This is a genomic window from Granulicella sp. WH15, assembly GCF_009914315.1.
Taxonomy (GTDB): domain Bacteria; phylum Acidobacteriota; class Terriglobia; order Terriglobales; family Acidobacteriaceae; genus Edaphobacter.
This window is the reverse complement of sequence record NZ_CP042596.1, coordinates 1,408,921-1,421,345: the sequence shown is the minus strand read 5'-3', so window position 1 is coordinate 1,421,345 and position 12,425 is coordinate 1,408,921. Positions and strand designations below refer to the sequence as shown.

Annotated in this window: 10 protein-coding genes; 3 read left to right on the top strand and 7 right to left on the bottom strand. The window is 62.7% G+C overall.

Features of this window, described 5'->3' with window-relative positions:
- Window positions 1–7 precede the first annotated feature (7 nt).
- Together FTO74_RS06025 and FTO74_RS06020 are read right to left on the bottom strand one after the other, a co-directional pair.
- Window positions 8–1,165, bottom strand: coding sequence for a CaiB/BaiF CoA-transferase family protein (locus FTO74_RS06025; protein WP_220399088.1), 1,158 nt, complete (start codon window positions 1,163–1,165; stop codon window positions 8–10).
- A complete protein-coding gene (locus FTO74_RS06020) occupies window positions 1,162–2,304 on the bottom strand; it encodes an extracellular solute-binding protein (protein ID WP_162537329.1) in 1,143 nt (380 codons plus the stop codon). The genes FTO74_RS06025 and FTO74_RS06020 overlap by 4 nt, the downstream gene beginning before the upstream one ends.
- 125 nt (window positions 2,305–2,429) lie before the next feature.
- Here FTO74_RS06020 and FTO74_RS06015 point away from each other — a divergent pair, with 125 nt between their 5' ends.
- A complete protein-coding gene (locus FTO74_RS06015; RefSeq protein ID WP_162537328.1) occupies window positions 2,430–2,882 on the top strand; it encodes a MaoC/PaaZ C-terminal domain-containing protein in 453 nt (150 codons plus the stop codon).
- On the opposite strand, the gene FTO74_RS06010 is transcribed toward FTO74_RS06015, so the two are convergent.
- Window positions 2,879–5,320, bottom strand: coding sequence for an alpha-L-rhamnosidase C-terminal domain-containing protein (locus FTO74_RS06010; protein WP_162537327.1), 2,442 nt, complete (start codon window positions 5,318–5,320; stop codon window positions 2,879–2,881). The genes FTO74_RS06015 and FTO74_RS06010 overlap by 4 nt on opposite strands.
- Window positions 5,321–5,422: 102 nt before the next feature.
- Between FTO74_RS06010 and FTO74_RS06005 the strand changes: the two genes are divergently transcribed.
- Window positions 5,423–7,945: an alpha-L-rhamnosidase C-terminal domain-containing protein gene (locus tag FTO74_RS06005; RefSeq protein WP_162537326.1), complete on the top strand. Its 2,523-nt coding sequence runs from the start codon at window positions 5,423–5,425 to the stop codon at window positions 7,943–7,945.
- A gap of 122 nt (window positions 7,946–8,067) precedes the next feature.
- Here the strand turns inward: FTO74_RS06005 and FTO74_RS06000 are convergent, their stop codons facing one another.
- Window positions 8,068–8,442: an Rrf2 family transcriptional regulator gene (locus FTO74_RS06000; RefSeq protein WP_162537325.1), complete on the bottom strand. Its 375-nt coding sequence runs from the start codon at window positions 8,440–8,442 to the stop codon at window positions 8,068–8,070.
- Between the two features lie 49 nt (window positions 8,443–8,491).
- Complete coding sequence (locus tag FTO74_RS05995; protein ID WP_162537324.1) at window positions 8,492–8,872, bottom strand: hypothetical protein; 381 nt, start codon at window positions 8,870–8,872, stop codon at window positions 8,492–8,494.
- 103 nt (window positions 8,873–8,975) lie between these two features.
- Between FTO74_RS05995 and FTO74_RS05990 the strand changes: the two genes are divergently transcribed.
- Window positions 8,976–9,770, top strand: a complete 795-nt coding sequence (locus FTO74_RS05990; RefSeq protein ID WP_162537323.1) for a TIGR00282 family metallophosphoesterase — start codon at window positions 8,976–8,978, stop codon at window positions 9,768–9,770.
- Window positions 9,771–9,775: 5 nt separating this feature from the next.
- Here FTO74_RS05990 and FTO74_RS05985 read toward each other — a convergent pair whose 3' ends face one another.
- Together FTO74_RS05985 and FTO74_RS05980 are read right to left on the bottom strand one after the other, a co-directional pair.
- Window positions 9,776–10,630: an EAL domain-containing protein gene (locus tag FTO74_RS05985; RefSeq protein WP_162537322.1), complete on the bottom strand. Its 855-nt coding sequence runs from the start codon at window positions 10,628–10,630 to the stop codon at window positions 9,776–9,778.
- Between the two features lie 315 nt (window positions 10,631–10,945).
- Window positions 10,946–12,253: a hypothetical protein gene (locus FTO74_RS05980; RefSeq protein WP_162537321.1), complete on the bottom strand. Its 1,308-nt coding sequence runs from the start codon at window positions 12,251–12,253 to the stop codon at window positions 10,946–10,948.
- Window positions 12,254–12,425: the final 172 nt, after the last annotated feature.

Here is a 12,425-nt window from a genome sequence, read left to right as displayed (position 1 = left end):
TCATCGGCTAGAGGCCGAACTCTTCCGCGATCACCTGGTTATGCTCCCCGATCCTCGGAGCGGCGATGGAGCTGGTCAGCAGCTCGCCGTCGATGCGGATCGGACAGCGCGTGGTCCGCATCGTTGCCGACGGATCGCAACCCGGCCTGCTCTCCACCGTCTGCACCATCTCCAGCACCTTGAAACCATCGTGTGCGAAGAGCTGGTCCCACGTCAGCACATCCGCGCACCAGATATCGGCAGGTTCGAGGATCGCAAGCCAGTGCCCGGTCGTCTGATGCTTCAGATGCTGCACCAGGATCGCCTTGATCTCATCGCGCTGATCGAAGAGCGAGGCCGGATCGGTGTACGTCGCCAGCGCGGGGCAATCGAGCAGCTCGCCCAGGCGCAGGATCGATCCCATCGCCAGCGCCAGGTAACCATCGGCCGTCGTGTAGATGCCATACGGCGCTCCCAGATAGGCATGGGCGTTGTTTACGGCGCTGCGCTCGGGAGCCTTACCGCCGTCGTTCAGGTAGGTCGTCAATACCTCGAACTGAAGGTCCAGAATCGACTCCAGCAGCGACACCTCAACCTTGCCGCCAAGCCCTGTAATGCCGCGCCGCACCAGTGCGGCCAGCAGTCCCTGCACCAGATGTGCGCCCGCCATCATATCCGCCACCGCCAACCCAAAGGGCACCGGCGGCTGCGCGGCATCACCGTTCAGGTAGGGCAGCCCCGAGAGCGCCTGCACCAGCAGGTCCTGCCCCGGCTTGGTGCGCCAGGGGCCGGTGTTGCCGTAGCCGGTTATCTCACCGTAGACCAGACGCGGATTCAACTCGCGCACCGCGTCGTAGCCTAGACCGATCTTCTCGATCACGCCCGGCCTGAAGTTCTGAATCATCACATCGGCGCGCAGCAACAACTTGCGGATAATCTCAAGGTCTGCCGGGTTTTTAAGATCGGCGGCGTAGGACTGCTTGTTGCGATTGATCGAGTGAAAGAGCGTTGAGTCGCCGTCGAGCGAGAGGTTCGAGATGTAAAGCTGACGGCAGAGATCGCCCGCGCCCGGCCGCTCGATCTTGATGACGCGCGCGCCCATATCCGCAAGCCGCAGGCTGGCCGACGGGCCTGAGAGAAACTGCGAAAAGTCAATTACCAATAGACCTTCAAGTGGCTTCATCATGCCCGTCCCTCCGCCTGTTTGAGCGCCTGATTCATGCTCTCAAGCACCTGCAACTCCTCTCCGCCGTGCACAAGGTAGTGATGCACCAGGTTCGAAGCCTCATCCTGAAAGCCGATAAAGCCCGGCCAGCGCGGACGTACCCACGCCGCATCGAGCGTCGGCAGCGTGTTGGCGAAGAAGCCGTGCGTGTGCGCGTTCACCTCGGCGCTCAGCCACGCGGCGCGATGCCCTGACTGGCCGCCCGACTCCACGTACAGCGTCCTCTGCGTCAACTCGGAGGCCGTGAACTCGGCATACGCCAGCGCTGTCTCCAGATGCTTGCAACTCCGCGAGATAGCCAGCCCCGCGCCTCCCAGCGTCGACCGCAACGTCTTGCCCTCGAAGCTCACCAGACCGCCATTGTGCAGCACATGCGCGCCATAACCCAGCCGTGCGTAGTTCGAGTAGCCATAGGCAAACGGGCAGTATGCCACCGTGTCCGAGTCGGCCAGTAACTGCCACGTCTTGATCGGATTGCGCTCGATCGATCCCGGCGCGCTAAGTTGCACCAACTCGCGAAGCATCCGGAGCGCCGCGATGCCCTGCGGGGCCGCGATCACCTCACCCCGCGTCGTAAAGGGCTCCGAGCCCAGCGCATTCGCCAGCATGAAGAGGTTCATCAGACTGTCGATGGGGATCGCCGGCACCGTCACCAGTCCGCGCCGCGCGAGCGTCAGCAGGTCGTCCCAGGTCTTCGGTGCTTCAACCCCAGCTCGCGCGAGCAAGTCCGGTCGCCAACCCGACACGGGCGTCGCCGCATCAATCGCCAGCGCGTACTGGTGGCCTTCGTAGTTGTAACTCGCGTGCGACTGGCCCACCGAATTCGCAGCCTGATCGGCCAGAAACTCCAGCGGCAGGTGCTCGTCCAGCTTCAGCAGAAGCCCGGCGTGCGCGGCCTCGCCCATGGATGGATGGTCGATCACCATCATGTCGAAGCGCGCGGCGAGATCGGCCAGCGGCGCGTCAGCAAACTGCTGTAGCGAACGCTTCTGCCACGTGATCGAGACCTCGGGATGCAGCTCGGAGAAGCGTTGCGCGGTCGCGACCATCGGCAGATAGCCGCGCGTATGGTTCCAGGTAATACCGGTAAGCTCGATCATGGCCTCGTTGGGAGGGGAAGGAAGATGGTCCACACTCTCGATCAGGATGATAAGTTTGCGAGTGGTATGTCAACGCGGGTGTGTTCCGCTAACCGGAACCACGCAGAAACCTATAGGAACGAACTATGACCAGCGAGATGTTCTTCGAAGACTTCATCCTCGGCACCGAACGCGAGACCGTCGGCCGCACCATCACCGAGACCGACGTAGTGCTGCACGCCGGACAGACCGGCGACTTCTACCCGCACCACATGGACGCGGAGTGGTGCAAGACCCAGCCCTTCGGCCAGCGCATGGCTCACGGCACGCTGGTCTTCAGCGTGGCCGTCGGCATGACCGCCGGGGCCATCAACCCGCGCGCCATGAGCTATGGGTACGATCGCCTGCGCTTCGTGCGGCCGGTCTTTCTCAACGACACCATCCACGTCCGCGTCTTCATCAGGGAGCTACGCGACGACGCCAAGCGGCCCGCGCACGGCATCGTCGTCGAAGGACTCGAGGTGAAGAATCAGCGTGGCGAGACGGTTCTCGTAGCCGAACACCTGCTGCTCGTCGAACGCAAACTTACCCGCGTCTAGTTCGCCGCGAAGCTGTAGTGTCCGCCCTTGCTGAGGCTATGCGTCTGGCTGCCATACACTACCGTCGCCTGGATATCGCCCGGCAGATCAAGCTCGATGCCCTTCTGCTGATCGACGTGGATCGCGATGACCCCATGCGGTGTGGGTACGGATCCGTTGGCGTATTCGAGGCCCAGCAGGTTCGGGCGGATCTCAACCTTGTCGTATCCGGGGCTGGCCGGAGTGATGCCGAGCACGTTCTCCGCCAGCCACGCCGTTGGCCCGGAGGACCAACCGTGCGCGAGCGAGACGAAGTAACCGCTGGTGCCATCGGCCTGTAGTGAGAGGTGCGAGTTGCCCTTTGGCCAACGCAGATCGTACGACTCCCAGAAACTCGTCGCGCCCTCGGCCAACATGCCTCCCCAATACATACGCATCCAGTCGAGCGCCTCCCGCGCATGCCCCGACTTCGCCATTGCATCCAGCACCGTCAGGTTGAAGTAAGGGCTCACCACCTGGTCTGTGGGCACGTCCTGCTTGACGTGCGAGAGCACGCGCGACCATACCTGCTGCATCGCCTGCGTGTCGTAGTCCTCGGCTCGCAATGCCAGTGCATTCAACTGCCACGTCGTACCATAGGTTGGCGCGTCGGTATCGCGAAACCGGCTGCGCACGGCGGCTAACGTCTTCTCGCCTTGCTGGCGATACCTCTCGCTGTTAGCCTTGTCGCCCAGTCTCAGCAGCAGTTCGCCAGCCTCGCGATACGCCAGCCCATACTGCATGTTGGTGCCGATCATCGCCTCTCGCGTCACCGCATATAAGCCCGGCGACCAATCGACAAAGAGCCACTGATGCTTGGCGTTGGTGAACATCCCATCTGGGTCGAGGCCCGCATCCATGTTAGCGAGGATGTGCAGCAGCGCATCATGTTGACTGGCGAGAAACTCTCGATTCCCATCGTGCCAGTAGAGGTTGTAGAGCGAGGTCACCCACAGCGCCGAGTAGCTCGTGATGCCATTGACCGGGCCGCCGCCTGCAGGCACCAGTGCCCGCAGCGTCTCCTGCATCAGCGCGCTGTCGCCGAACGCCGTCGAGATCACACGGCCTTCCACATCCATATCGCCGACCCAACGGCCACGATCGCGCTTTACTGCGTCCCAGATGCCGTCCTGCATACACAAGTGTACGGTGTAAGCACCCGTCTCCCAGATGCGGTTCAGCAGCGGGTCCGACGACTCGAAGCTGCCCGCGTAGGTCACGGGATAGTAGATCCCCTCCACGCGAATCGACTTGAACGCCACCACCGGGGCGCCGCGCAGAAAGCGTATCCGCACATAGCGGAAGCCCGACTTCGGCCCACGGGCCACGCTGTTCGCGGGCACGTCGAGCAGGTTCGTCCCCAGGTAGTTGCCGCCTTGCTGCCCTGTGCTAATGCCCGTCGATAGCGCCTCGATCTCCGACTCGCCGTAAGCGATCGAGAGCGTGCTCACCGCAGAAGAGGACGACTCCACCAGCAGCCGGCCGGCCATTTCACGGCCAAAATCCAGCAGTAGAGAGGGTGCATCGGCATCCGTCACTGTCGTATTGTTATTTGTAACTGTAAATGATCCTTTTCCCGAAGCCCCCGTCAGCGCATCAAGATTGGCAAAACTTCCCCGCCCCGCGAACACATGCGAGACCTTCGCCGCAGGCAGTGCGAACGTGCGCAGCGCAGCCGACATTCCCTTGTAACCGGGCCAGCCATACATCCCTGCATCGGCGGACCACTGCCGCAGGTCTACATCCGACTCCACTGGTCCCAGCGACTGAACCGTCTTCCACGACGAGTCATCGAAACCCGGATCGCTCCAATGTTCATCGGCCTTCGCGCTCGATCTCCAGTTCTTATTCGAGATCACCAGCGCGGGTGCGTTCACGCCAAAGGCCGCAGGCACGATCTTCGCAACGACCACCTCGCCATAAGTCAACTGCTGTGTCGCCAACGGGCCACCACCACTCACGATGCCGCGCCCACGCACAGCCTCTATAGCAATCACGTTATCCCCTACCTTCAGTGCGCTGGCAGCATCCGCATGAAAGACATGGAAACCGATAGGTTCGTCGATGTTGAGGTAGAAGTCATCGACCTTGTGGCCGTTTACAAACACATGCGCCTCACGCGGCCCTGCGACGTAGAGCGTCGCGGCATGGGGCAGCGTAGCCACCTGAAAGTGTGCCCGGAATACGTGCGGCTGCACGCGCAGCTCCGGCCGGTTCCACGGATACTTGCCATGATCGGGCCGCAACACAGTCACATCGTCCGCAGTCCAGATGTACTCCTCAGGCAGCGGCGTGTGCGCGGGCTCGGCAACCGCGTGGAGGTTCCGCGTCGGATCGAGCGGCGCGGGCTGTCCCTGTGCAAGAGGCGACAACACAAAGGCGACAAGAATCGCAATCGAGATACGGTAAAGCTTCAGCATAAAGTCATCCCTGCCTGACGGCATTGCCAACTGTAAACGAGATGCGTATAACGTGAAACTGTTTCGTATTGGAATCGACTGGAACACTCGGGTGAGATTGGGATGAGAGTAACTGCCGCATCTGGATTCAAGCTCTGCCTTGCGCTGCTGGCCATAAACGCCGCAGCGAACGCACAGGATCTGCCTTTGACGCAATCGCTGCAACCGAGCCAGATACGGCAGCTCGACCCCACGCGCGGCCTCACCCATCCCGACCTTGAGAGCAGCCATCACCAGCCGCTGCCCGAGGAGTACATCTGGACCTCCAGCGACACCGCGATGGACGCGAAGATCGCCTACACCTTCCCCAAGGTGACCGAGCAAACCGAGCCGCACTACTTCCGCGAACGCTTCAACGTGGCCTCCGTACCGCAGGACGCAACGCTCTACATCGCCGGGCCGCGCAGCGTGAAGGTATGGCTCAACGGCCAACTTGCCGAGCAGGTGGAGAGCGACCTTACCTCGCCGCTGGGAATGCACGTCTTCATCACCAGCGTCGCGAAATACCTGCACGCCGGGGCCAATACCATCGCCATCGAAGCCGTGCGCGGGCGCGGCGTCACCGGCTTCGCCAACAGCGCGCTGCTGCGCCAGGAGACCTTCGGGCAGGTCGTCGTCGCCAAGATCATCGCGCAGCCTGCGAACGTCAACGGCCCCGCCCTGATGCGCAGCGGCAAGGACTGGAAGAGCTCCACCACAGCCTCCGAGAACTGGCAGCAGCCGGGCTTCGACGACTCCCGCTGGAAGCCCGTTCAGAGCATCGGCGGCATCGAAAGCTCGCTTGAGCTATTCCAGTGGAACGCCGACGCGGGCCTCTACAACTGGCCGGGATACGACGGCATCTCCGGCTATCTGGCCCATCTTCAGATTCCGGCAAGCGGAATCCTCAGCCACTACGCTGGACGCGGCAGCCTCGAAAATCTCGACAGCCTCACCGGTGGCTCGGGCGAGTTCACTGTTCACCTGCCAGCTCGTGTCCTCACCAACGCGGAGGCTCCCAGCATCGTCCTCGACTTCGGCCGCGAGCTTACCGGGCGCGTCGAGATCGTCTCCGACTCCGGCGCCCCAGCCACGCTCTCGGTGCAGATGGGCGAGTCCGAATCCGAGACCATGAAGGCCCCGTTCCTCGGCGTCAACCAGATGACCATTGCGCCGCACGGCACCGGCCACAGCTCCAAGACCGCCTTCCGCTACGCCCGCATCCAGTTCCTCGGCGGCGCGCCCGAGGTGCGGTTCAAGGCCATTCGTGTCGATCACATTTACTACCCGGTCGAGTACCAAGGCTCCTTCGAGTCCTCCGATCCCATACTCAACCGCATCTGGGAGATCGGTGCGTACACCGCCCACCTGTGTATGCAGGACGGCGTCTGGGACGCCAGCAAGCGCGACCGCGGGCGCTGGATGGGCGATACCGACGTCAGCGGACGCGTCATCGAAGACGTCTTCGGCGAGCGCCCGCTGATGGAGGACACGCTCGACCGCCTGATGGGGCCAGCGCCCATCGACCAGCACGTCAACGGCATCCCGGGCTACTCGGCCTTCTGGTTCACGGGCGTCGCCGACTACTACCGCCACTCCGGCTCGAAGGAGTTCCTGAGCCGCACGCACGACCGCATGGTCCAGTTGCTCGAGTACGTGGACCGCGAGTTCGACGCGCGCAACATCTACGTGAACAAAACTAATGTGTGGCTCTACGTGGACTGGTCGCCCGAGTTCAACGGCGATACGCCCGAGACCCGCCGAGCCACCACGCTCGAGTTCTACCGCGCCTATCGTGAGGGGGCCTGGCTGCTCCGCGAGGCCGGGGACACCGCCAATGCGGCCAAGTACGAGGCCCGTGCCGACGCCATCAAGGCCGGATCCGAGAAGTACCTGCTCGACCCTAAGACCAACTCCTTCGGCCCGCGCTGGCAGAGCAACGCCGCCGCCGTCGTGGGAGGAGCCGCCGACCCAAGCCAGTACAGCTCCATCTGGAAGAACTCGCTTGCGTCGGTCGGCACTGGTCCCACCGCGGGGCTTATCATCTCGCCGTACTACAACTACTACGTCATCCGCGCCATGGCCGAGGTCGGCCATCGCGCCGAGGCGCTCCGGTGGATCCGCACCTACTGGGGCGGCATGGTTAACGAGGGCGCGACCAGCTTCTGGGAGGCCTACGACCCCGACTGGTACAAGGAGGACTTCCACTCCTCTCTCCAGTCCGACAACCGCTCCGGCTACTTTGTCTCGCTGGCGCATGGCTGGTCCGCCGGACCGACCGCATGGCTCATGGAACAGGTGCTGGGTATCAATCCCACCGGCGCGGGCTTCAACACCGTCGATATTCGTCCTGACCTCGTGGATCTAACTTGGGCCAAAGGAGCTGAGCCGACTCCGCATGGGCTGTTGAAGGTGGACGTCCGCAAGAACGCGGGAGTCACCGCCATCGCGGTCGATGTGCCTGAAGGTGTCGCAGCAAGAGTCTCGGTTCCGGGGACGCAGGCTACCGTCAACGGCAAAGCCGCAGTAGCCACCAGCGCCGAGGGTGGCACACGCACGGTCGTTATGCTCGACCATGCTGGCCACTTTGAGTTGATCGGAAAGTAAAAGACTGTCCTGCCGGACGGGCCTCCTGCGCGGAGGGCGGGCGTTTACACGCCTTTTTACTGCTTCGCGTGGTCCTCCCGTTGGTCGGAAGAAATATTTTTACTTCCGACCAATGGGTGTCTTTACGCCTTCTTCAGCTTCTTCACGACGCTTGCAACCGATGTCTCGTTCATGGCCTCAATCGCCTCCGCACGAGCACGCTTCAACGCACCATCCAGCGCCTTCTCCCCGGAGGTAAGCCAGTCCGGCTCAATTGCCGCAAACACATCGCCGATCCCAATCGACTTGGCCGAGAGGTTCAGCTTCGCGCCGCCAGCCGGTCCCTTCCTCTGCTGGATCAGCCCCGCCTCATGCAGCGGCGGAAACAGCCGCCGCACCATCACCGCGCTCTCGCCCAGCGCCTCCGCGATCGCCGCCGAAGTCATCATCGTCTCAGGCTCGCGTGCAAGCAACGCCAACACCCGTAAACCCAGTTCAAACCGTCCACTTTGCGCCATGCAAAGCAAGCTATCACATTGTGGGTCCCAAATGCGGCTTTCTCATCACTTAAGCCTTGATCTCGCGGTCGATCACCTTCGCGCCCAGCACCGCGAAGAATGGCGGCGTCACGATCAGCAGCACCTCATACCAGACCGGCCCTCCACCTTTGGAGTGCGAGGCCGAGATCATCGCCATCATCAGCGTCACCAGGGCCAGCATGAATCCATGCCGAACCCGCTGACTGGCCGCGATCCGGCCCGTGACGCAGCCGCCCAGAAACACCGCCACAAAGCTCGCCAGCATGTTGTAGACCAGGAAGACCGGGGACCGGTGCCCCGAGCCCGCGCTAAAGACCTTCACCGCGATCAGCGTCAACGGCACCGTCACCACCATCATCACCATGTATCCAAAGATCACCGCAAACACGCTGCGCAACAGAGTCGACATGGAGAAACCCTAGCAAACCGCGCCCCGCGAAGCAAAAACGCAGGACGCAAAAAACCATGCCGGGAAGATCAAACCGTCACACTCGCTCCTGTAATCTTGGTAAGTGAATATTCTTTTCGTCGGCGATATCTTTGGCTCAGCCGGCCGCCACATCGTTCGGGAACACCTTCCCCACCTGCTCGAAACTCACTCCGTCGACCTGCTCGTCATCAACGGCGAGAACTCCGCCGGGGGCTTCGGCATCACGCCCTCGCTAGCCGAAGAGATCTTCGACCTGGGCGCGCACGTCATTACCACCGGCAACCACATCTGGGACAAGCGCGAGATCTTCGAGTACATGACCGTGCCCGCCGACTCTCACGTCCGCGGCCGCCGCGTTCTGCGCCCGGCCAACTACGCCGTCAACACGCCGGGCTTCGGCGTCTACCAGGGCAGCCTGGCCGACGGGCAGGAGTATGCCGTCCTCAACCTGCAGGGACGCGTCTTCATGTCCTCCTGCGACGACCCCTTCCGCAAGGCCGACGAACTGCTCTCGAAGGTCACCGCCAAGGTCATCCTGGTGGACTTCCACGCCGAGGCCTCCAGCGAGAAGGTGGCGCTGGGCTGGTATCTCGATGGGCGTGTCACCGCCGTCCTGGGCACCCATACCCATATCCCCACCGCCGACGAGCGCGTCTTGCCCCAGGGCACGGCCTTCCAGACCGACGTGGGCATGTCCGGCCCGTACGACTCCGTTATCGGCGTGGAGACCGAGCTGGTGTTGCAACGGTTCCTGACCGGGATGCCCGGCAAGTTCGAGGCGGCCAAGGGCAACCCGAAGCTCTGCGCGGCGCTGATCGAGTGCGACGGAGCCACAGGACGCGCCTACGGCATCCGCAGGATCATGCTGGGAGAATAACCCGGCTACGCAGGAACACCGGCCTGGGAGCCGCAGTCGAAGTCGGCTGCCGCCGCCAGCCAGCCGGCGATCGCTCCCCTGCCGGCACGGCGTTTGGCCTCGGTCGGAGGCATCACGCCCCAAACAGCCTGCCACGGCAGCTCCTCCACCGACGGCGACGCGAACAGATAGCCCTGCATGAAGCGGATGCCCAGCTCCCGCAGTTTCTCGTACTCCGCCACCGTCTCCACGCCCTCGGCGATCAGGCTGGTCTTCATCGACTCGGCGATCTGCGCGAACGCGGCCACAATCTTCTGCCGCCGGTCGCTGGAGTCGATCCCGCGCACCAGCGACCGGTCCAGCTTCAAAATCTCCGGGCGACACTCCACCAGCATCGCCAGCCCCGAGTAGCCTGCTCCGAAGTCGTCCACGCCCGTGTAAAAGCCAGCCGCCTGGTTGCGCTCCAGCAGGGAGTGCAGCTCCGGCACAGCCAGCTTGTGCTCCTCTGTCATCTCCAGCAGGATCTCGGAGGGAGACAAGCCGCAGGTGCCAGCCGCCAGGCGCAGGTACTCCGCGTCCAGCGCCTCGGGGTGCAGGTCGGGCCGCAGGTTCAGGCACAGGGATACGTCCAGATCCTTCAGCCCCAGCTCGACCGCGCGGCGTATGGCCTCGATCGCGATCTCGCGGTCAAATCTCCGCAGCGTCTTCTCGTCCATCCCGTCGATCAGCTTCGGATAGCACGCGCCGTCCATGGTCCGGGTCAGGGCCTCGTAGGCCACCACACGCCGGGCGCAGACGTCCACGATAGGCTGGAACGCAATCACAAAATCCGGCAAAGATGGCGCCCCCGCAACAGTCGGACATGCGAACACATTGCTCATGGCGCTCCCGGTCTTACAAAGTCAACAGCAGATGCAACTCCGCAACGGATTGCGCACCTGACTCTATGTTGCACCGGCTGACCACCCAGCCCTAGTAACTCTCTAGAGTCACTTTGTCCTGCAGCGTACAGACACAATGTTAAGCGAGAGCGTTAGACCGCGTATGTCGGGAGATTCTTCAAGTTTTTTCGGCGGAAAGGCTCAGAACAAAAATATAGCAAAGACCTCTCCCGGGAGAAAGAGGATAACGCTAAACGCCCCGTGCCGACGATCGAGGCCCATCGATCGTCGGCACGGGGCGTGTTCAGCTTCGAGCTACTTGTGGCGTGCCGGAGCCCTGTGTGCGGGAGCCGCCTTCTTCACGACCTCTTCACCATCGCTCATCACCAGCATTACCGGCGACTGCGTATACGAGGCATAGACGCCCTGCAGGGTGATCTTCGTGCCCACAGCGGGAACGGCCTTCAGCGGCGTCTTCATGTTGAAGGTAAAGTCAGCCACCTTGCCCTGCACGGCGTCGTCCGAGACCGAGACCAGGACCTTGTCCACCGTCGATCCATCGACGACCACTCCGTCGGGAATCTCGACACTCTTGCCCTTGACCGTGGCGAAGACCTTATCCGCATCCTCGGGCTTGCCGTTCTGGATGATGTACTCCTTGTCGCTCAGAGCCAGCGTCGAGAGGTCGGGGGTAGAGGCGATCGTCTTGGCGACGATGTCCGCAGCCGTCGGAGCCGGAACAATGCTGAAGCCCGCGGGCGGGTTCAGGTTGGCCTGCGCCGCCGCCGTCACAGCCTCATAGCCGTCGGTGCCGCCGTGGTACTTCTTGTAGCAGTAGGTGGCCAGCGGCTGCAGTTGGGCCTTGAAGTTGTCAGGCGCGAAGCTGGCCGCTCGGGTGGCGTAGAAGGTGCAGTTGACCAGGTCGGGAGGGGTCGAGGCATAGTAGGCCTGGCCCAGGAAGTAGGTGTCCTGCAGAGCCTGTCCGGGCTGCTGGGTGGCGGCTACCGGCATCGCGGCCAGTTCGGCCTTGAAGGCGGTGATGGCCGCGGGGTAGTCCTTCTTGCCCAGAGCCGAGGCGCCCACGGCCGACTGGAAGATCGGCGTCGCGGTGGCCTTCAGAGCGGTGTAGTCGGCATCCGACATGCCCTTAGGCTGAGGCGCGGCCAGCCCCTTCTGGGCATAGTCGGCGGCGGCATCGAGAGCCGACTGCTTGGCAGCCGGATCGGTGAGCGCGTCCGAGGCCTCGCGGCGCAGGAAGACCTCAAAGGTGAGGGCGCGCAGGTTGCCCGGATCGACCTGGAGCAGGCGGTCCGCCGCGTCGATGGCCTTGGCATGATCGAACGCCACATAGGCGACCATCAGGCGCTGCAACACATCGGCCTTCACCGCGCTCTGCGGAAACTGCTTCAGGTAATCCTCGATGGCCGGAGCCTGAGTCTGAGGGGTCGTCTGCTTGTTCACAGCATTGTCGTACACGGCAAACTCAGCCGGCGGCATCTGCACCTGACCTGCAGCGGGAGCGGCAGCATCCTGTGCCAGGGCGACGCTCGCAGCAAAGGGCGAGACGGAAAACGCGGAGATTGCCGAGACGGCCAGGAGAGATGCGACCACTACCTTCTTCATTCAAGACTCCTAAGTTACTGCGAATATTTTAGATACTTAAAAACAACGCCGACTAAACAAAGTACTGGGATGCGCCGTCGATGCGTCACGTCGTCCACCCGTCGCGTAATTGTAGGGGAAGTCATTATGAACGCTGATGAACCGGATTATAGGAATGCAGTTGACGAAGCGC

Coding starts and splice junctions, on each gene's coding strand:
- FTO74_RS06025 (WP_220399088.1), bottom strand. CDS start 1,165: ATGATGAAGCCACTTGAAGGTCTATTGGTAATTGACTTTTCGCAGTTT.
- FTO74_RS06020 (WP_162537329.1), bottom strand. CDS start 2,304: ATGATCGAGCTTACCGGTATTACCTGGAACCATACGCGCGGCTATCTG.
- FTO74_RS06015 (WP_162537328.1), top strand. CDS start 2,430: ATGACCAGCGAGATGTTCTTCGAAGACTTCATCCTCGGCACCGAACGC.
- FTO74_RS06010 (WP_162537327.1), bottom strand. CDS start 5,320: ATGCTGAAGCTTTACCGTATCTCGATTGCGATTCTTGTCGCCTTTGTG.
- FTO74_RS06005 (WP_162537326.1), top strand. CDS start 5,423: ATGAGAGTAACTGCCGCATCTGGATTCAAGCTCTGCCTTGCGCTGCTG.
- FTO74_RS06000 (WP_162537325.1), bottom strand. CDS start 8,442: ATGGCGCAAAGTGGACGGTTTGAACTGGGTTTACGGGTGTTGGCGTTG.
- FTO74_RS05995 (WP_162537324.1), bottom strand. CDS start 8,872: ATGTCGACTCTGTTGCGCAGCGTGTTTGCGGTGATCTTTGGATACATG.
- FTO74_RS05985 (WP_162537322.1), bottom strand. CDS start 10,630: ATGAGCAATGTGTTCGCATGTCCGACTGTTGCGGGGGCGCCATCTTTG.
- FTO74_RS05980 (WP_162537321.1), bottom strand. CDS start 12,253: ATGAAGAAGGTAGTGGTCGCATCTCTCCTGGCCGTCTCGGCAATCTCC.